Genomic DNA, 20,469 nt, shown 5'->3' with positions numbered 1-20,469 from the left:
CTATTGCTGTTTATCTGATGGTGTTGCTGATTGATTATTGAGTAAAGCGTGTCGCAACGCTAGCATTAACCCCACCAAAATACCCACCTGATTAATATAGGCATTTTCAAATAATCCCCGCAGTACATAAACGCCTAAAAATGACATCAATAACACTAAAGCCGCTTGGCGAATAATCCCTTGGTTTTTTCTTATTAGTTGAATCCCTTGGGCAATAATCGAAGAACAAAAATAGAGAATGCCCATCAACCCTAAAATACCGCCTGCAAACCAGAAGGCTAAAAAGATATTATGAGGACCAATAGATTTTTTAAATATCCATTCTGGATGTTCTTTAACGCGCTCATTATAGACATTATGGTAAAGCTGATTGCCATAACCATAGCCTTTTATCGGTTGTTCTAAAATAAGTTCTAAAGCTGCACCTTGAGTACCATTATCAAATCGTAATCCACTATTGGTTTGAGTTAATTTATATTGAAGTAATTTGCTGACAACAGGATTTGTTGGTAAATTCGTCGCCCCAATAAATAATAGGGCACAGGCTAATGCACTTATTATCATAAGTAACCATTGACGGTTAATGACTAATATAAGCAGTGCGCTTATTGCTAATGCCACCCATGCACCACGGGCTAAGGTACCTAATATAATAAAAATAAAAGACAAGCTAACAACAGCTAACAATAGCCAATTAATAATGGAGTTTTGTTTTTTTAAGGCCCATAAAGCCAATATAATGGGAAAGAAAAAAAGAAGAGCGTAAGATATTTCCCTATGAATTAACTGGCTTTTTATTGTAAAAGGCCAAATACCTTTCTGATACTCCAAATAATACTGCACCAACTCTTTCGCCATTATCACCAATAACCCAATCGCAAAAGCGACCATCACCATCTTAGCAATATCGGCAGGCTTTTCTTTATATAATACAATCGGGAAAGTTACCGCAAAAAGCAGTAAGCCATTTAAAATGGGCTTATTTACTTCTTTAATACTAATACTGGGCTCGACAGAAATTAAGATGGAATAACCAATAGTCAGCAATAAAAACAACAGCGAGAATGACAGATTATTTTTAAAGATTTTACAGATAGTCTTAAAATCACGCACCAGATACCACAGTGCTGTTGCACCGATCAATCCCATCACAATATTTTTATAACGGGTGATATCCGGTAAGTAGATCAATATAATGTAAAGCCCAATAATGGATAAATTCCACAGGGATTTTTTACTATAGTCTTTAAACACCATCATAATAATCTGCCATCATCCTTTATACTGTTTATAGGATGGCGATCATACAATAAAAATGTGTTTATCGCTGTATCTCTTATCTGATAATCATGGAGCCATCTGTGCCTGAATTACCGGAAGTCGAAACCAGTCGCCGAGGTATTGAGCCTCATCTTGTAGGTAATGTGTTGCACTACGCCATTGTGCGCAACAGTAAATTACGCTGGCCTGTCTCAGAAAAGATAAAAACCTTATTGGATGAGCCTATTTTAAGTGTAAAGCGACGTGCTAAATATTTGCTAATCGAGCTTAATACAGGGTGGATCATTATCCATTTGGGGATGTCAGGAAGTGTGCGTATTTTACTAGAGGAACAGCCTGAAGAGAAACATGATCATATCGATTTGATTTTTCGTGATGGCAAGGTACTGCGTTATACCGATCCACGACGCTTCGGTGCTTGGCTATGGTGCGAAGATTTAGCCACAAGCTCTGTATTAGCGCATTTAGGACCAGAGCCACTTTCAGATGAATTTAATGCTGAATATCTTTATCAACAATCTAAAAATAAAAAAACAGCCATAAAACCATGGTTAATGGATAATAAATTAGTGGTTGGTGTAGGCAATATTTATGCCAATGAGGCGCTATTTTCATCGGGTATTATGCCTGATAGAAAAGCCAATAGCCTAACACAAGAAGAGTGTACGGTGCTGGTAACTGCGATTAAGCGAGTATTAACGCGCTCGATTGAGCAAGGTGGCACAACACTAAAAGATTTCCTGCAATCAGACGGTAAGCCCGGTTATTTTGCGCAAGAGTTATTTGTTTATGGGCGCAAAGATAAGCCTTGTTTAATTTGTGGTCAACCGATAGAAAGTATCAAACAAGGGCAACGTAGCACATTTTTCTGCCGACATTGCCAACATGGATAAGATTAAATTTTACCTAATTTCTTCAGCATCGCTGTGGTGACAGCTTCAGGTAAAAACGTAGAAACATCACCGTCATGGCGCGCCACATCTTTAATTAAAGATGAAGAGACAAATGAAAGATTTTGAGAGGGCAGTAAAAACACACTATCAAGATCGGGCGCAAAGTGGCGGTTCATATTGGCGAGTTGCCATTCATACTCAAAATCAGAAACAGAGCGGACACCGCGAATTAAAATGGTAGCTTGTTGTTGTTTAGCAAAATTAGCCATTAGTTCACTAAAGCCCACCACTTCAACATTAGGTAAATGGTTGGTTACTTCTCTGGCTAAATCAACGCGTTCTTCGAGGGTAAACATCGGGTTTTTACGTGCGCTATCGGCAATTGCTAATAAAACCGTATCAAACATACCCGCAGCACGGGTTAAAATATCAATATGGCCATAAGTGATAGGATCGAAGGTTCCGGGGTAGATCGCTTTATTTTTCATGGTTTAGAGTCTTCTGGCTAAGTTCCCATAAAGAGGCGTATTTATTAAAGGTATACTGTGCATTAACAAATGCCAATATCAACCCCTGTTTTCCGTCAAGAAAACCCATTCTTAACAACCATGTCTTAAAAAAAGCACCGGCAGTATGGCTTAAGATAGAGCCATAACTCGTTGTTTTACCGCGTTGATGGCGATCTTTTGCCCATTCGGAAGCATATTTTAGTTGTTTTTGCTGGAATTCCATTAAATCGCGGCAGGTAAGATGCAAGAGATCACCTTGCAATGTTTTGATTGTTGCACCTTGTGTTTCTAACGACTCATGAACCAAATTATTGTTATATTGATAACGTTCACGAGCATATAAACGTGTCACTTTATCGGGATACCAACCACTGTGTTTCATAAATCGCCCCATAAATAAGTTACGGCGAGCGCAGTTATAAACCACATTTTCTTCGGGTTGTTGCAATATCGCGAGGATACTGTTTTTGAGTTCAGGAGTAACGCGTTCATCACTATCTATCATAAAAATATAATCACCAGTGGCATATTGCTGTGCCAGTTGGCGCTGTTTACCAAATCCAGGCCAATCACTGTTGACAAAGACTTTAGCCCCTTTTTCTGTTGCAATATGACAGGTGTTATCTTGGCTACCTGAGTCTAATACAATGATTTCATCAGCCCATTGTACTGAGTCTAAGCACTCGCCAATGACATCAGCGGCATTTTTACTGATCATCACTACAGAAAGGCGCTTACTTTGGCTCATTAGTGACTCCGAGGGGGAAGATAAGGTGAGAGTAAGGTCAACAAGCGCAATAAGGCACCTTGATTCTCATGAAGTACTTCAACGGCATGGCGACCATAATAACGACGATAATCTTCATCATTAAGCAATGAGGCAATAGCTGTCGCCATTGATTCACTGTCTGTAACCGTAATTAATCCTTCAGCTTGGTCAAGCTTGGCGCAGATATTTTTAAAGTTAAAAGTATGAGGGCCCATAATAACTGGGATAGCGTGAGCTGCGGCTTCTAAAGGATTATGGCCACCACGCTCGACTAAACTCCCGCCAACAAAGGCTAAATCTGCAATACCATAGAGCAACATTAGCTCGCCCATTGTATCACCAATAACTACTTGAGTTTGTGCATCAGGCACAGCATCGGTGCTTCGTAGGGTATATTTTAATCCTGCTTCACGCGTTAATTGTTCGGCTTTAGGAAAACGCTCTGGGTGACGAGGGACTAAAATTAACAAGAGCTGAGGAAATTGTGTCAGTAGTTTTTTATGTGTTTCTAAAATAATGGTTTCTTCGCCCTCATGGGTGCTTGTTGCTATCCAAACAGGGCGATGAGCAGCCCATTGACGGCGTAAAGCAACGGCTCGGGCGGCTAATTCTGGGGTGACAGAAATATCAAATTTTAGGCTACCCGTTACATGTAGATGCGAACGTTTGAGTCCTAATTCGATAAAACGCTCACCATCTTCCTGATTTTGAGCGGCAATTAAGGTGATCTTTTGGAGCATCGTTTTGACAAAACTGCCTAATTTCTGGTAACCCGCGGCAGAGCGTTCAGATAAACGGGCATTGGCAATAATCAACGGGATTTTTCGTTGATGAAGTTTTGAAATCAGGTTAGGCCATAACTCTGTTTCCATAATGATCACCAATTTCGGGTCAACTGTTTTAAGAAAACGATTAACTGAACCGGGTAAATCATAAGGAAGATAGACATGGTAAACATCATCACCAAACGCAGAACGAACTCGTTCTGAGCCAGTCGGTGTCATGGTAGTGACGGTAATGGGTAAATCAGGATAGTGATGACGAAGGGCGCGAACAAGTGGCACTGCGGCGAGTGTTTCACCGACAGATACGGAATGCAATAATATCCCTTGAGGCACGACTTTGCCTTTGCAAAAGCCATAGCGTTCTCCCCACCGTTTACGGTAGGCGGGTGCTTTACGGCTACGTAATAAAAGACGTAACCAAATCAGAGGTTGAATAAGGTAAAGAAGTACCTGATATAAACGCAACAACATGCTATCAAATTCACTTATCTAGACGAACGCTTATAGTATCACACTGTGTGGGAGAAAGTGTGTAAAACAAGTAAGCGCGGATTAGGGAATTAAAGCGATATACTGCTTTAAAATATGGTTTAGTTCAAATTTTGCATAGAATGATGGCAATATTTGAGGTGGTGAATAATATGCAAGGCGAAGTTTTTCTGCGAGAGAGTCACTATCCATTGTAGAAAGGTAATCAGAAAGTTCGTCTGTCATAATTTCGCTGACCCCACCAGGGCATCGGGTACTGACGATAGGCACACCACATATTAATGCTTCAATTAATACAGTAGGAAGCCCTTCACTATCAGAGCTTAATGCAACCACTTTAGCGCCTTTGATTACAGGGAGAGGGGTTGGGGTAAATCCCGCAAGGGTGACTTTCTCCATTAAGTTAAGTTGTTTAATTTGAGCTTCTAATCGCTGTTTAACGGTAGGAGTGCCTTCACCTAGTATAATAAGTTGGCAAGGTAAATCAGCTTTAGCAAAAGCCTCAATTAATCTGTCTTGTCTTTTTACTTCATGTAATCGACCCACATGCAAGATATAATCTTGTTCAGCAAAGGGATTAGAAAGGGTGGCCTTTTGCTGTATTTCTTCAATATTAAATGGGTTATAAATAGTTTTTAGTTGTTCAGCATGAATACCAATGGCATTGATTAGATCATCTTTTACCGCATTAGAAACACAAACGAGATTTTTATCTCGATAAACTCGTTGGATTTTTATTTTTTTCAGCCAATATGAAAATCCCGATTTATTGCCAAGATAAGATTGAGAATAAATGCCGTGAATACAGTACCAAACATTGCAGCTTTTTAGTTGTTTGGATCGGCAAACAATACGGTCTGTTTTATGTAAGTTAGAAAGAACAAGCGCAGGGCGTCCTTTTTTAGCAAAAAGTTGAGTGAGTACATTATCAAGCGATTTTGCTCTACGCGATATTTCAGTTAATTTTCTAAAAATCCCACGATAGTTATCATGATCAACAATATAATCAATAAAATCAGGTAGTTCATACGCTAATTTATTATGTAAGGATAGCAATGTGACTTGATATCCTGCTTGATGAAAACCATTAGCTAGCCTGAGCGTGACATTTTCAGCACCACCGCCCGGTAATCCATCAATAATAAAAAGTATATGTTGTTGACTCACAAGGATAATATCCGTTTATAAAGTGAAATAAGCTCGCCTGATAATCGTTGTGGCGTATAGGGAAGGATAGTCTCTCTCGCCACTTGCGACATTGCAGTCCACGCTGTATTTTTTGGGATCTGTATAATTGCATCAGTTAATGCTGAAATATCTAACGCATCACAAACAAATCCATTTTTACCATTTTGAATAAATTCAGCACCACCACAAGTTGTTGAAGTGATCACTGGTAAACCGCACGATAATGCCTCAAGAATAACATTAGGGAAAGGATCGTAAAGAGTAGGAAGAAGCAATGCATCTGCCATTTGATAAAAATCGAGAGTTTTTTTCTGCATACCTAAAAAGAAAATACGTTGCTCACAACCTAATTGTGTCGCGAGTTGTTCATATTTACGCTGATTTTTATCACTTCCAACAACTAACAATATAGCTGATGTCTTTGCTATTGCTGAAATAGCAGCAGCTAATCCTTTGCGTTCAAAACCAGATCCCACATAAATAAAACAAGGTACATCTTGTGGAATATCATATTGAGTCTTTAATCTCTGTTTTTGAGACTTCGTCGCAGGTACGAAAACATTATGGTCAATTGCATTATAAATGACAGTTATTTTATCGGCAGAGACACCAAAATCCTCAATAATTTCATTTTTTACCATCTGTGAATTACAGATAACTTGTTTTAAAGCAGGATCAGCATACATCTGCTTTTCTGCATTCATAACATAGCGATGGTATCTATCATAAAATAACCAACGACCTTTCCAATTCGGCAATATTCTTTGACGTTGTAATAGCCATCGGCGATGCACACCATCGCCAGCACGAAAAATATCACAACCTGCGATACGTTCATGACTTTGAACAATATCAAAATGATGTTCTTGCCAACACGCTCTGACTGCTTTAGCGAAACCCGATTCTCGGCTAATTCTGCCTAATTTTCGAGGGTTACATAAGTGAATATGCCAATCTGGGTTAGTTTCACCTTGCCATTCTCGCGTGATCACATTGAGTTCAAGATCATCGTTTGATAATGCATCTAATGCGCGGGCAATAAAGCGCTCAGCACCACCATCAGGGCGATACTTTTGTCGAACAATGGCGAGTCGTAATGGGTGATTCATTAAGATAAGTGCCTTATAGCTGTGTTGTAAACCACATCAACAGGAATGGCGGAAAGATAACGTTGTTGGGTGTCTGTTTTTATATGGTCTGGATGTGGAATATCGTCATAATTGCCTGCCCATATTGTTTCACCTACCGCTTGCCAAGGATGCCAATGTTCAAGTTTAGAAGGGCCAAAAAGAGCAACTAAAGGCGTTTTTAATGCAGCAGCCATATGCATTGCAACAGAATCGACACCGATAAAAAGTTTCGCATTATCAATTAATACAGCAAGTTGAGATAAAGATGTTTGCCCAGCTAAAACCGTTATCATTTTTTTGTTTGGGCAGTGTGCCAAAATAGTTTGTATCATCTCTAATTCTTTTGCTTCTGGGCCCGAAGTTAAAACTACGGAATAATGATTTTGCTGAAGCTTTGTAATTAAAGTCGCCATTTTATCTTCATCCCAGCATTTGAAAAACCAGCGAGAGGTTGGTTGTATAACGATATAGTTTTTAGGGAGATGATATTTTTTAATAGTTTCAGTTAACCACTGTTTATCTGCTTCGCTATAAGCCATCATAACATCTGAAATGATAGGGATATTTAGTGGAGCAAGGATACTCAGATTTTGTTCAACAGTGTGTAACTGTCCATGATCTGCCGTAGAGACAATAATATTGTGGCATTTTTGCCAAAACTGACTGTTTTTGCGCTTTTCAAATTCAAAACCTAAGCGCACTTGTGCTTTAGTGACTAAAGCAAAAATTGCAGCTTTCCACTGATCAGCTAAATTAACAACTAAATCATATTGCTGTTTTTGTAATGCTCGGCCAAGCTCCCACTCTTTTTTTAATCGAGTCAATTTACCTTGATGTTTCCAATTACGATCAAGATAAAAAATATTATTGATGAATGGGTTGTGTTCAAGCATAGGTAATGTTTCTTTGTATAATAAAACATCAATCGTTGCATTAGGATAAGCTGATTTTAATGAGCATATAACGGGCGTTGTTAATAACATATCTCCATGATGTTGGAGTTTAATAACCAGTATTCTATTAAATGATTGATTTATATTAGTCATAATTACTTTAGCTTTAGTGAGATACTCTAATTGTAAACAAAACAGTCAAAAGCATCCATAAAACCTAATTTATATTGATTGAATTGATGTTTTACACTGCATGCCATAGTATTAAATATAAATTTATTAGCCTATTATCCATTAATTGGCAGGGTATGCATGAAAAAACCAGCATTTATTATCACATTAGATACTGAAGGCGATAATCTTTGGGAAAATGAACGTGATATCACTACACAAAATACGCATTTTTTACCCCGTTTTCAGCAACTTTGTGAGCGCTTTCATTTTAAGCCAGTTTGGCTAACAAACTATGAAATGGTAATGGATGATGCTTATATTGAGTTTGCTCGTGATGTTCTTGCACGTAATACGGGGGAAATTGGTATGCACTTACATGCTTGGAATAGCCCACCAATAACACCTTTAACAGATGACGATTTACGTTATCAGCCTTATTTAATTGAATACCCTAAAGCACAAATGCGAGAAAAAATCGCATTAATGACTGACTTACTTGAAGATAAACTACAAACCAAGATGTTAAGTCATCGAGCTGGTCGTTGGGCATTTAATGAAATTTATGCACAGCTTTTAGTTGAGTTCGGTTATCAAGTTGATTGCTCTGTAACGCCTAAAGTGGATTGGCGTTTTACCAAAGGTGATCCGGCACAATCTGGTGGTACTAATTACACAGATTTTCCAAGTCATGCTTATTTTATGGATCTAGATAATATCACTAAAGAAGGTAATTCTACGTTGCTAGAAGTGCCAATGAGTATTCAATATAAGCACTCGCCTTTAATGAATAAAGTTAAACAAGGCTATGATAAATTAAGAGGTAAACAGCGAGCGCCTTCAGTAAATTGGCTTCGCCCTAAAGGTGGCAATGCACAGCAGATGATTGAAGTGGCAGAAAAATCTTTAGCTCAAGGCCACTCTCATATTGAGTTTATGTTGCACTCGTCTGAATTTATGCCGGGTGGTAGTCCAACATTCCGCACAGAAAAAGATATTGAAGGGCTATATAACGATTTAGAAACGCTATTTAGTTTCTTAAAAGATAAAGTACAGGGCATGACGTTGGCTGAGTATTATCAAAGTAAGGTACAGGCAAAATAAGATGAAGTTGAAAAAACTAAAATGGGTACATAACTTCTTAAATATCTATAACCCACTTTTTGGCAAGATGAAAAAAACGGATACGTTTTCATCAGATATTCAATTTAACAGTATTCTTATTTTTTCAACGACTGCGCTTGGGGATTTTATGTTTAATACCCCAGCGATAAGAGCGATCCGTGCGCATTATCCAGATGCTCATATCACATTAGTTTCGAGTGAGAAAAACCGGTCATTAGTAGAGAATTATGACCAAATAGACAGTGTGATTTATTGGGATAATAAAATAAAAAACTTACTTCCTATTGCCTTACAGGCGAAAAAATATAAGCCTGAATTAGCCGTAATTTTACATTCTCACCTCCCTTATGATGTTCTATTCGCAGTAATGGCAGGTTGCCAATATATTTTACGTAATACTTTTCATGAACTTCCTAAGTGGTTTACAAAATGGATTGTTGCTGATCATAACACCACACCAGTACATCTTGTTCAAAGTAAATTAGATCTCATCAGTCATTTAGGTATCACAAATGTAAGCACTGATATGGAGTTGCCTTGTAAGATAAAGTTATTACCAAAAACAGAATATAAAGTAATCGGTTTTCAGATGGGAACGTCAACGCCAGAACGGAGATGGGCTATCTCTCATTTTGTCGAGTTAGCTCAAAAATTAATTAACAGTGATAATTCATTGATAATTAAATTAATTGGCGCTCCTCATGAGCAAAGTTTATCTGATGAATTTTTCAAATTACTTCCTGTTAATTATCACAAAAATATAGAGAACTTAGTAGGTAAAACGTCATTACCTGACTTATTAAGCCATATCAATATGATGGACGTATTAGTGACAGGTGATACAGGGCCTTTACATCTAGCGATTACATTAAAGCGACCAACTGTGAGTTTATTTGTCACCGCAAATCCTTGTTCTACAGGTCCTTACCAAGATCTTGAACTACATACAGTGATTAAGAAAGAGCCTCTCTTTTGTGAAGCTCCGGAGTTGATTATGGATGTAATTACTGTTGATGAAGTCTTTAATGCAGTCAATAAAACCCTAAAAGGCTAATGATCTTTAGGGTCTATAAGACTAAATATCAAGAAGGTCGAATATTTGCTGTGGCTTTATCTCCCCAATATCCCCATCATCCGCTTTTACAGACGTTTGGTCTTTACCATAGCCGCCGATTAATCCGGGATCGGTAGGACCAAATAAGGTGATATTAGGTTTATCTAATGCTGCGGTTAAGTGGCTTAAACCGGTATCCACAGACACTACACTCTTCGCACCAGCAATCACTTGAGCAACATCGGCGAGTGACATTTTTGGTAGCACATCAACATAGTCAAAATCTTTGGCTAGGCGAATAGCGCGCTGATGTTCATGCTCTGCGCCCCAAGGCAACTTAATACGTAATCCAGAATCTGCGAGTAGGGCGATTAAGTCTCGCCAATGGGATTCTGGCCAATGTTTCTCATCGCGTGTTGTTGCGTGCAAGAATACCAAATAAGGGCGTTCATCAAAGGATGGAAGTGAGAGAAAATGCTGTGCAATTCCATAATCACCCTGAGATTGTGGGATTGGATAACCTAAACTCAGTGCAAATAGTTGGCGAATACGTTCAACGGCATGCATTTTTTTGCTGACATCATGGCGAACATTATAAAAAAGACTCGCTAAAGGTTCGCGGGCACTTTGACGGGAATAGCCGTGTTTAGTGCCTTTGGCGTATCGAGTGACTAAAAATGCACTTTTTAGTAAACCTTGTGCATCAATAACCGCATCATAATGATGCGCTTTAATTGCTTGCCGAAATTGTGCGCGTTCAGCGCGAATAGGCGCACTAAACCAGTTTTTACGCCAACGGCGTATTGCCACAGGAATAACGGTATCAACAGCTTGATGCCAGCTTGGGATCTGTGCAAAACCCTCTTCGACTACCCAATCAAAGCGGATATCAGGATATGCAGCTATGGCATCAGTTAATGCTGGTAATGTATGTAACACATCGCCCATGGAAGAGGTTTTAACGATTAATACCCGCTTCACGCTGATGGCTCCGTTGACAGTAAATGTTCAAGCTCCGCAAAGACTTGCTCTGGCTGAATATCAATTAAGCTTTGATGATAACCTTGTTCAGCATCCCCTTTACGGACTTTGTGATAACCCGTAATTAAACGGATCACGCGCGCTTTGTGGGATAATGGTGGCGTAAAATCAGGACTGCTTGGACCGTAAAGGGCGACTAGCGGGCGCTCTAAGGCGGCTGCCACATGCATTAAACCAGAGTCATTACTGACAACGGCTTTACAAGATGCAATTAGATTCACTGCTTGTTCAAGGCTGGTTTCGCCAGCAAGATTAAAACAGGCTTCACGGGCTTCTGGCGTTAAGGCTTGCTTTATCTCTTCACCGGCTTCTTTATCTTTTTGAGAGCCAAAAAGGAAAATCTGATAACCTTGCTCAGCAATTAACTTCTGCGCTAAAGCTGCATAATGATAATGAGGCCAGCGTTTTGCAGGGCCAAATTCGGCTCCGGGGCAAAAACCAATCGCAGGGCGCTGTGTAGATAATGAAAATTGAGTCAATGTGGTAGATATATCACGTTCTGTGACAGATAACTTAGGCCAAAGTAGAGGTTGAGGTAAATCTGTCGCCTTTTTTACTTTTTGCTTGTCATAAGCCAGAGCGACATAGCGTTCAACCATTAACGGAAAGGCGTCTTTATCTAGAGGGCGTAAATCATTTAATAAGCCGTAACGCATTTCTCCACGCCAGCCTGTACGCTTAGGAATATCTGCAAAGAAAGGAACTAATGCAGATTTTAACGAGTTAGGTAATACATAAGCGTGCGTGTAACCATTCTCTCTTAATTGCTTTCCTAAACGACGTCGTTCACCAAGCGCTAACGCACCATGGCCTAACGGCATTGGAATGGCATTATCAACTTCTGGCATTTTTTCGAGTAATGGACGGCACCATGCAGGTGCCATCACATCAATCGTTGCCGCAGGATGTAATGCTTTCAATGTACGATAAAGACTTTGAGACATCATCATGTCCCCGACCCATGAAGGCCCTACCACAAAGATTTTCATAAACAGCGATTACTTACCTTGATTTAACCATTGCATATAAAGCTCGACGCCTTCGGCAACCGTTTTAAATGGTGCGGTATAACCTGCTTTACGTAAGTTTGTGAGATCTGCTTGTGTAAAGGCTTGATAGCGACCTTTCAATTTTTCTGGAAATTCAATATGTTCGATAGAGAGATCTTTATCTTTATGGTGTGCAATCACTGCGTCTGCAACCGCTTGGAATGATTCAGCACGACCTGTACCACAGTTAAAAATTCCCGAGACATTATTACGCCAGAACCATAAATTAACCGCAGCAACATCACCTACATAAATAAAGTCGCGTTGGAAGGTTTCGCTTCCTTCAAATAACTTAGGATTTTGTCCAGCATTTACTTGGTTATTTAAATGGAATGCAACACTTGCCATACCACCTTTATGTCCTTCACGAGGGCCATAAACATTAAAATAACGGAAGCCACAAATCATCGAATCTGCTTCAGGTAAAATTTGGCGCACATATTCATCGAATAAGAATTTTGAATAACCGTAAACATTTAAAGGCGCTTCGTATTTTCTATCTTCGATAAAATTATCAGTACGACCACCATAAGTGGCAGCAGAAGAGGCATATAAGAAAGGAATTTGGCGCTCAAGGCAAAAATGAAGTAGCTCTTTAGAATATTGATAGTTGTTATCCATCATGTATTTGCCATCCCACTCAGTGGTAGATGAGCAAGCACCTTCATGGAAAACCGCATCGATATCGCCGAAATCATCACCCGCAACAACGCTCGCAATAAAATCTTCTTTATCCATGTAATCGGTAATATTCAGATCGACCAAATTCACGAACTTGGTGCCATCTTTAAGGTTATCAACAACTAAAATATCCGTATAACCTTCATCATTTAATGCTTTAACAATATTGCTGCCGATAAAACCTGCACCGCCCGTGACGATAATCATGTGGCTACCCCTTCATATAAAAATCTAAAAATTAGCTCTAGGTCTATAATAACACTGAACAGCGTTAACGGTAGTATTCATCACGGAACAACAGGCTGAAATTCTCGAAAAACACAGTGTGTATTAGTGATCTTAATTACACAAATAACATTATTTATTTACATTTGTCGTTTTTAATAGAACAAAGGAATAGAATAAGAAACAATAACGACTACATTATAATCAAAAATGTATGTTACCTCTTTTCGCCCTGTAGTCTTAGGAGAAAGTATGTCTACCCACTCTTTCTATCAACAAATTAATCAACAACTCGAACAAACTCGTCAAGATGGCCTCTTTAAAAATGAGCGCATCATCACCTCTTCACAAAGCGCAGATATCGCCGTTGCTGACGGAAGCCATGTTATTAACTTTTGTGCTAATAACTATTTAGGTTTGGCTAATCATCCCAAACTGATTGAAGCAGCAAAAACAGGTATGGATAGCCACGGTTTTGGTATGGCATCTGTGCGTTTTATTTGTGGTACTCAAGATTCACATGAAACATTAGAAAATAAAATTGCTGAATTTTTAGGTATGGAAGATGCCATTTTGTATTCATCTTGCTTTGATGCGAATGGTGGATTATTTGAAACATTAATGGGGCCTGAAGACGCAATTATTTCTGATGCCTTAAACCATGCTTCTATTATTGATGGTGTGCGCTTATGTAAAGCAAAACGCTATCGTTACGCGAATAACGATATGGCAGAACTACGTGTACAACTTGAAAAAGCCAAAGCTGAGAATGCGCGCCATATTATGATTGCGACAGATGGCGTGTTTTCTATGGATGGTGTGATTGCCGATCTCAAATCTATCTGTGATTTAGCGGATGAATTTGGTGCTTTAGTCATGGTCGATGATTCGCATGCCGTGGGGTTTGTCGGCGCTCAAGGCCGTGGTACCCATGAATATTGTGATGTGATGGACAGAGTTGACATTATCACGGGTACTTTAGGCAAAGCATTAGGCGGCGCATCGGGTGGTTATACTGCGGCACGTAAAGAAGTGGTTGAATGGTTACGCCAACGTTCTCGTCCTTATTTATTCTCTAACTCGTTAGCGCCTGCGATTGTTTCAGCTTCTATTGCAGTCTTAGATATGTTGAAAACCGGTGATGAAATACGTGCTCGTTTATGGCGTAACGCTACGCTTTTCCGTGAAAAAATGAGTGAGGCAGGCTTTACATTGGCGGGTGCTGATCACGCTATTATTCCGGTGATGCTAGGTGACGCTAAATTAGCACAAGAGTTTGCTACTCGCTTACTTGATGAAGGAATTTATGTCACAGGATTCTTCTATCCTGTTGTACCACAAGGCCAAGCACGTATTCGTACACAAATGTCGGCTGCACATACCACAGAGCAAATTGAACGTGCTGTTGCAGCATTTATCAAAATCGGTAAGCAACTTAATGTGATTGCATAAGGTTACTCTATGAAAGCACTGTCAAAATTAAAAGCACAAGAAGGTATTTGGATGACCGATGTTCCGGTACCTGAGCTTGGTCATAACGATGTAATGATCAAAATTCGTAAAACAGCAATTTGTGGCACAGATGTTCATATTTATAACTGGGATGAATGGTCACAAAAAACCATTCCTGTTCCTATGGTTGTCGGACATGAATATATCGGCGAAATTGTTGCGATAGGGCAAGAAGTGAAAGGCTTTAATATTGGTGATCGCGTTTCTGGTGAAGGGCATATCACTTGTGGTCATTGCCGTAATTGCCGCGGTGGTCGTACTCATTTGTGCCGTAATACCATTGGTGTGGGTGTAAATCGCCCTGGTTGTTTTGCTGAATATCTGGTTATCCCTGCCTTTAACGCATTTAAAATTCCAGACAATATTCCTGATGAATTAGCGGCTATTTTTGATCCCTTTGGGAATGCCGTACATACAGCGTTATCTTTTGATTTAGTGGGTGAGGATGTGTTGGTTTCCGGCGCTGGTCCTATTGGGATCATGGCAGCTGCAATTTGTAAGCATGTGGGAGCACGTCATGTGGTGATCACCGATGTTAATGAATATCGCCTTGATCTCGCGAAAAAGATGGGTGTTACCAGAGCGGTGAATGTCAGCAAAGAAAACCTGATAGATGTGATGAAAGAGTTAGGCATGACAGAAGGTTTTGATGTGGGATTAGAAATGTCAGGGGCGCCTCCAGCGTTTCGTACCATGCTTAATACGATGAATCATGGTGGTCGTATTGCGCTGTTAGGTATTCCACCTTCTGATATGGCAATTGATTGGGGACAAGTTATCTTTAAGGGACTGTTTATTAAAGGTATCTATGGACGTGAGATGTTTGAAACATGGTACAAAATGGCGGCGCTTATCCAATCAGGCCTTGATCTCTCACCGATTATTACTCATCAATTTTCTATTGATGAATTCCAAAAAGGCTTTGATATCATGCGTTCTGGTCAATCGGGCAAAGTGATTTTAGATTGGCAGTGATAGGTGATAATTAAGCAAAAAAAGAGCCTTTTAAGGCTCTTTTTTGTTGCATTATTTTTCAACTTCGCCGATTTCGTTCGGAGTAGGTGTATTCGGTATTTTCTTTTTTTCTGATGAGCTAAATCCGCTTGATAAGGTATTAATCAGTGTGCTTTTTTTCATCGAAATAATCGCTTCTTGTGCGGGTTTTAACCATGACGCAGGTTTTGGCTCTTTCGGTTGTTCTGTTGGTGGTTCGATTTTGGGCGGTTTTGGTTGTTCGGGCTTTTCTTGTTGTGGTTTTAACAAGCTACTTGGTGCCACAAGTTGAATATCAGCAGGTAATAAAGGCAGTTGTTGCTGTAATGCTCTAACAGTAGAAGGGTGAGGGTGTCCAATCGCAATTGCAGAACCGTTTTTACGCGCTAAAGCAATTGCGCGTGCTAACTGTTGGCGAGTTTCAGCTTCGGTTTGTACGTTATCGAGAAAAACATGGCGCCGTAAAGAGGGAACACCAGCAGCTTTAGCCGCAATCGCAGCTTGTGTATTACCAATGGTCACGCTATCTAAAAAATAGAGGTTTGAGTGATTAAGAGCTTTGATCACTCTATCCATCGCTTGTCTATCGGATGTCATTGCACTACCCATATGGTTATTCATACCGACAGCAAAAGGAACATTACTAATAGCGTGCTGAATAATACGGTTAATTTCAGCCTGATCCATAGATGGTTTTAGGGTATCGCGCTCTAGCGGTTGTTTGCTAATGGGTGCCATTGGCATATGGATCAGAATTTCACGCCCTTGTGCATGCGCTTTAGTCGCCACTTCTTTACCGTGAGGAGAATCAGGTAAAATGGCGATAGAAACCGCAGTAGGAAGTTGTAAAACTTGATTATCTTCTTTTTTTCGATAACCAAAATCATCAATCACAATGGCTAATTTGGCTGCAAATGCAGGAGTGCTCACAACCAGACTTAGCAACATTAAACTAAGTAAAAAAGAGTGCTTGCGTTGTAATGTGCCAAGTAATTTCAAATCTACCTCCCAAGCCAAGGAACAGGGTTTACCGCTTTTCCTTGACGTCTAATTTCAAAATAGAGTGCTGAACGCTCTTGTCCACCACTATTACCGACTAAAGCAATAGGTTGGCCTGCTTTTACTTGCTGGCCGACATTCACTAAAGCACTTTGGTTATATCCATAAAGGCTCATATCACCTTTACCGTGTTCAACCACAACGACTAAACCATAACCTTGAAGCCAGTCAGCTAATAAAACTCGCCCATCAGCAATGGCTTTTACTTCTGTGCCTTGTGCTGCGGGTATTACAATACCTTTCCAACGTAATTCACCAGAGCCAGAAATAGATTCACCAAAACGGTGTAATAAAGAACCTCTAATAGGCCAAATTGCCTGACCTGCGGGTTTACCTAAACCGCCTGTACGTGACATTAATGATTGCTCTTCGGCTGTTGGTTTATAGGTTGAACCGCGCTGTTGGGCTTCTCGCTGCTTGGCTGCAATACGAGCGGCTTCTCGGGCTTCACGCTCTGCGCGTGCTTTCGCTTCACGTTCAGCTTGAGCTATCTTATTTCTTAACTGTGCTTCATTAGCCCGCATGGTGGCTAAGTTTTTCTGATCTGCTTTTAAGGTGGATTCAAGTTGGGTTAACGTTTTTTGTCGAGCTGCTAATGCATTATCCAGCTTTTGTTTTTCTTGCTGTTGTTTCGTTAAGACTTGTTTTTGCTCGTTCTGTTTTGCTTGCTGCGCTGTTTTTTCGGCTTCAAGTTCTTTTGAGGTTTGAGCAAGCTCTGCCATTGTTTCTTTACGTGCATCATTAATATAGCTGTAATACGCTAAAATACGTTCTTCACGCTGACCTTCTTCACCACGAAATAAGAGCTCAATACCTTGGTGTTTACCTTGACGATAAGCCGCATCCATTTGACGTGCTAATAATGCTTGCTGTGACTGATACTGTTTTTGTAAGCGTGTGATATTTGCGGTAATAGTTTTTATCTCTTTACCCAATGTTTGTAAGCGATTTTGAGTTTCATGCACAGAGCGGCCAGCACTAGAAATTTGAGTTTCTTGCGTCTTTAATTGATTAAGAAGGGCTGTACGTTGTCTTTGCTGTTCTTGAACCTGTTTTTCTTTTTCAGCAATTGTGGTTTGTAGATCTTTTAGCTGATTACGATTATCCGTTAATGAGTTAGCAAAAACAGGAGTGGCTGAAAAGAGTGCTGTGCTAATAAGCAACGTGATTAACGGTAAAGAAAATACACGATAAGGCTGATGTGTTTTTTTTTGAAGATCCATTTTCTCTGCCATCTGACCAACGTACCTTTCATAACAGTTTGTAAGATTATTTCATGTCACAAAACAACTGACCAGCTAACACGAAATAAAGCCGAAATTTCAGATAATACCTAACAGGTAATCTATTCAATTAATAAGAGATTATAAAGCAATAATAGAGGGAGAGAGGAAAAAAGAGGCAATCCGTGTGACAGCGCAATAAAATATTGCGCTGTCCAAGATAGAGATTAATCGACGATAGTACCCCACAGGTCATATTCGTCAGCATGTTCAATAAGAACACGCACGATTTGCCCCGGCTCTACATCGAATTGTTCATTGAGGTAAACAGCACCATCAATTTCAGGAGCATCCGCCATGCTACGGCCAATTGCGCCTTCTTCATCGACTTCATCAATCATAACTAGCAATACTTTGCCGATTTTTTCTTGCAGGCGTTCTGTCGAAATTTGTTGTTGTAACTGCATAAAGCGATGATAGCGTTCTTCTTTTACTTCTTCAGGTACTTGATCAGCTAATTCATTGGCTTTCGCACCATCAACAGGGCTGTATTTAAAGCAACCAACTCTGTCTAAACGTGCTTCGGTGAGGAAATCCAATAACATTTGGAAATCTTCTTCAGTTTCACCCGGGAACCCAACAATAAAGGTAGAACGTAAGGTTAATTCAGGGCAAATTTCACGCCAGCGTTTTACGCGCTCTAAGGTACGTTCAACAGAGCCTGGGCGTTTCATCAGTTTTAAAACTTTAGGGCTTGCATGCTGTAATGGAATATCTAAGTAAGGCAAAATTTTGCCTTCAGCCATTAAAGGAATAACATCATCAACATGTGGGTATGGATAAACATAGTGTAAACGAACCCAAATCCCTAATTTTGCTAATTGTTCACATAAACTGACCATACTGGTTTTGACAGGCATTCCATCCCAAAAACCCGTTTGATGTTTAGTATCAACACCGTAAGCAGAAGTATCTTGAGAGATAACCAGTAACTCTTTTACGCCTGCATTGACTAATCTTTTGGCCTCGCCTAATACTTCACCAATGGGACGACTGTCTAAATCACCACGCATAGATGGGATAATGCAGAATGTACAACGGTGATTACAGCCTTCAGAAATTTTTAAATAGGCGTAATGGCGCGGTGTTAATTTGACACCTTGTTCAGGAACAAGGCTGAGAAAAGGATTGTGATCAGGTTTTGGGACATAGTGATGAATATGAGATAAAACTTGCTCATAACTATGAGGCCCTGTGATTTCGAGTACTTTGGGGTGCACTTCACGAATTTGGTTCTCTTTTGCACCTAAACAGCCAGTAACAATCACTTTACCGTTTTCATCGAGTGCTTCACCAATCGCTTCTAGCGATTCTTGTACTGCGCTGTCAATAAACCCACAGGTGTTGACGATGACTAAATCAGCATCATTATAGGTAGGAACAACTTGATAACCTTCTGTGCGCAGTTCGGTTAGGATACGTTCAGAGTCCACTAAATTTTTAGGACAACCTAATGAAACGAATCCAATTTTAGGCACTTGATTTGTTTGCGACATGCTCGTGTTCTCAATACTTTTAAATAAATAACAGATAGTTGTTGTATCTCAGACAGGTATAAATCTTACGTAAAATGGGTGATTTTATACGTAAATAGCCATTATAAGGGATGCTGATTTATTAATAGCTTGCCTGAAGAGGGATCCTGTAGAGTAAAAAGGCAAAGTCTTTTCAATTCATCATTTTTCACGGAACCGACGCTAATGGTACATAAATCCGTCAATAAAAAAAATGATTGTTGAGAAACTTTCCGCAAAAATAGAAAGAGAAACGCAGGAATAGGCTGTAATTGCGCCATGACAAAGGTATACTTTGGCTCTTTGATACTATTTTTAACCAACGAGAGTGATTGCATCCTATGCTGCAAGAAGTAATGCAATTTTTCAACCGGCACACCCTGTTAAGTTTTGTCTGGGTCGCGTTGCTGGTGGCGGTCATTGTATTGACCTTTAAAGGGCTTTTTTCTAAGACGAAAAATATTTCCCGTACAGAAGCGATTTCTTTGATAAACAAAGAGAATGCGGTGTGTGTTGATATCCGTAGCCGTGATGAGTTCCGTAAAGGGCACATCATTGATTCTATCAATTTAACGCCTTCTGAAATCAAAAATAATAATATTGCTGAGCTGGAGAAATATAAATCACAGCCAGTTATTGTTGTGTCACCATCAGGTATTGAAGGTGCAAAACCTGCAGAAAACCTAATTAAACTCGGTTTTGAAAAAGTCTTTATCTTAAAAGATGGTCTTTCAGGCTGGAGTGGTGAGAATTTACCACTGGCTAAAGGTAAAAAGTAACGAGCGGGCAGATTGAGTTCTATACTTACTGCTATTCAATTAATAA

General features: G+C 39.7%; 19 protein-coding genes. 6 read left to right on the top strand and 13 right to left on the bottom strand.

The genetic code is table 11. From position 1 onward, the window contains the following. Positions 1-1,260 (bottom strand): O-antigen ligase RfaL, encoded by a 1,260-nt coding sequence (gene rfaL / locus CBE70_RS00430; protein ID WP_100157766.1) that lies wholly within the window; start codon positions 1,258-1,260, stop codon positions 1-3. A gap of 101 nt (positions 1,261-1,361) precedes the next feature. Between rfaL and mutM the strand changes: the two genes are divergently transcribed. Beyond that, positions 1,362-2,174, top strand: a complete 813-nt coding sequence (gene mutM / locus CBE70_RS00425; protein ID WP_100157765.1) for a bifunctional DNA-formamidopyrimidine glycosylase/DNA-(apurinic or apyrimidinic site) lyase — start codon at positions 1,362-1,364, stop codon at positions 2,172-2,174. Between the two features lie 2 nt (positions 2,175-2,176). On the opposite strand, the gene coaD is transcribed toward mutM, so the two are convergent. From coaD to rfaQ, 6 genes are all read right to left on the bottom strand, one after another. Beyond that, on the bottom strand, positions 2,177-2,662 hold the full coding sequence (gene coaD, locus CBE70_RS00420) for a pantetheine-phosphate adenylyltransferase (RefSeq protein ID WP_100157764.1): 486 nt from the start codon (positions 2,660-2,662) through the stop codon (positions 2,177-2,179). Continuing rightward, on the bottom strand, positions 2,652-3,431 hold the full coding sequence (locus CBE70_RS00415) for a glycosyltransferase family 2 protein (protein ID WP_100157763.1): 780 nt from the start codon (positions 3,429-3,431) through the stop codon (positions 2,652-2,654). The genes coaD and CBE70_RS00415 overlap by 11 nt, the downstream gene beginning before the upstream one ends. Then, the gene (gene waaA / locus CBE70_RS00410) at positions 3,431-4,708 is read right to left on the bottom strand and encodes a lipid IV(A) 3-deoxy-D-manno-octulosonic acid transferase (protein WP_075673244.1); all 1,278 of its coding nucleotides are present in this window, start codon (positions 4,706-4,708) and stop codon (positions 3,431-3,433) included. The genes CBE70_RS00415 and waaA overlap by 1 nt, the downstream gene beginning before the upstream one ends. 81 nt (positions 4,709-4,789) lie before the next feature. Beyond that, positions 4,790-5,893 carry a glycosyltransferase gene (locus CBE70_RS00405; RefSeq protein ID WP_100157762.1) on the bottom strand — a complete coding sequence of 368 codons (1,104 nt, stop codon included), beginning with the start codon at positions 5,891-5,893 and terminating at the stop codon, positions 4,790-4,792. Next, positions 5,890-7,023 carry a glycosyltransferase family 4 protein gene (locus CBE70_RS00400; protein ID WP_100157761.1) on the bottom strand — a complete coding sequence of 378 codons (1,134 nt, stop codon included), beginning with the start codon at positions 7,021-7,023 and terminating at the stop codon, positions 5,890-5,892. Before CBE70_RS00400 ends, CBE70_RS00405 begins: the two co-directional genes overlap by 4 nt. Beyond that, entirely contained in the window at positions 7,023-8,090 is a 1,068-nt protein-coding gene (gene rfaQ / locus CBE70_RS00395; protein WP_100157760.1) for a putative lipopolysaccharide heptosyltransferase III, read from the bottom strand. The genes CBE70_RS00400 and rfaQ overlap by 1 nt, the downstream gene beginning before the upstream one ends. Before the next feature lie 159 nt (positions 8,091-8,249). On the opposite strand from rfaQ, the gene CBE70_RS00390 reads away from it, so the two are divergent. Further along, positions 8,250-9,212 (top strand): polysaccharide deacetylase family protein, encoded by a 963-nt coding sequence (locus CBE70_RS00390; protein WP_100157759.1) that lies wholly within the window; start codon positions 8,250-8,252, stop codon positions 9,210-9,212. Position 9,213: 1 nt separating this feature from the next. Further along, the gene (locus CBE70_RS00385; RefSeq protein ID WP_100157758.1) at positions 9,214-10,287 is read left to right on the top strand and encodes a glycosyltransferase family 9 protein; all 1,074 of its coding nucleotides are present in this window, start codon (positions 9,214-9,216) and stop codon (positions 10,285-10,287) included. A 21-nt stretch (positions 10,288-10,308) separates the two neighbouring features. Here the strand turns inward: CBE70_RS00385 and rfaC are convergent, their stop codons facing one another. From rfaC to rfaD, 3 genes are read right to left on the bottom strand one after another with little or no spacing between them, the layout of a single operon-like run. Next, complete coding sequence (rfaC, locus tag CBE70_RS00380) at positions 10,309-11,268, bottom strand: lipopolysaccharide heptosyltransferase RfaC (protein ID WP_100157757.1); 960 nt, start codon at positions 11,266-11,268, stop codon at positions 10,309-10,311. Continuing rightward, the gene (rfaF, locus tag CBE70_RS00375) at positions 11,265-12,317 is read right to left on the bottom strand and encodes an ADP-heptose--LPS heptosyltransferase RfaF (protein WP_100157756.1); all 1,053 of its coding nucleotides are present in this window, start codon (positions 12,315-12,317) and stop codon (positions 11,265-11,267) included. The genes rfaC and rfaF overlap by 4 nt, the downstream gene beginning before the upstream one ends. Before the next feature lie 9 nt (positions 12,318-12,326). Then, a complete protein-coding gene (gene rfaD / locus CBE70_RS00370; protein WP_088494111.1) occupies positions 12,327-13,265 on the bottom strand; it encodes an ADP-glyceromanno-heptose 6-epimerase in 939 nt (312 codons plus the stop codon). 270 nt (positions 13,266-13,535) lie between these two features. On the opposite strand from rfaD, the gene CBE70_RS00365 reads away from it, so the two are divergent. Next, on the top strand, positions 13,536-14,735 hold the full coding sequence (locus CBE70_RS00365) for a glycine C-acetyltransferase (RefSeq protein WP_100157755.1): 1,200 nt from the start codon (positions 13,536-13,538) through the stop codon (positions 14,733-14,735). 9 nt (positions 14,736-14,744) lie between these two features. Further along, the gene (tdh, locus tag CBE70_RS00360) at positions 14,745-15,770 is read left to right on the top strand and encodes an L-threonine 3-dehydrogenase (protein WP_100157754.1); all 1,026 of its coding nucleotides are present in this window, start codon (positions 14,745-14,747) and stop codon (positions 15,768-15,770) included. Between the two features lie 51 nt (positions 15,771-15,821). Here tdh and CBE70_RS00355 read toward each other — a convergent pair whose 3' ends face one another. The 3 genes from CBE70_RS00355 to rimO all read right to left on the bottom strand — a co-directional run bounded on the left by CBE70_RS00355 (position 15,822) and on the right by rimO (position 19,626). Beyond that, on the bottom strand, positions 15,822-16,787 hold the full coding sequence (locus CBE70_RS00355) for a divergent polysaccharide deacetylase family protein (protein ID WP_100157753.1): 966 nt from the start codon (positions 16,785-16,787) through the stop codon (positions 15,822-15,824). A gap of 2 nt (positions 16,788-16,789) precedes the next feature. Then, a complete protein-coding gene (gene envC / locus CBE70_RS00350) occupies positions 16,790-18,082 on the bottom strand; it encodes a murein hydrolase activator EnvC (protein WP_100157752.1) in 1,293 nt (430 codons plus the stop codon). 215 nt (positions 18,083-18,297) lie between these two features. Then, positions 18,298-19,626, bottom strand: a complete 1,329-nt coding sequence (rimO, locus tag CBE70_RS00345) for a 30S ribosomal protein S12 methylthiotransferase RimO (RefSeq protein ID WP_100157751.1) — start codon at positions 19,624-19,626, stop codon at positions 18,298-18,300. A 359-nt stretch (positions 19,627-19,985) separates the two neighbouring features. Here rimO and CBE70_RS00335 point away from each other — a divergent pair, with 359 nt between their 5' ends. Then, positions 19,986-20,423 (top strand): rhodanese-like domain-containing protein, encoded by a 438-nt coding sequence (locus CBE70_RS00335; protein WP_100157825.1) that lies wholly within the window; start codon positions 19,986-19,988, stop codon positions 20,421-20,423. The last annotated feature ends 46 nt before the right edge of the window (positions 20,424-20,469 follow it).

The sequence above is a fragment of the Proteus columbae genome, from assembly GCF_002777965.1.
Taxonomy (GTDB): domain Bacteria; phylum Pseudomonadota; class Gammaproteobacteria; order Enterobacterales; family Enterobacteriaceae; genus Proteus; species Proteus columbae.
The sequence above is the reverse complement of the archived record's forward strand: the minus strand, read 5'-3'. Positions and strand labels throughout refer to the sequence as shown.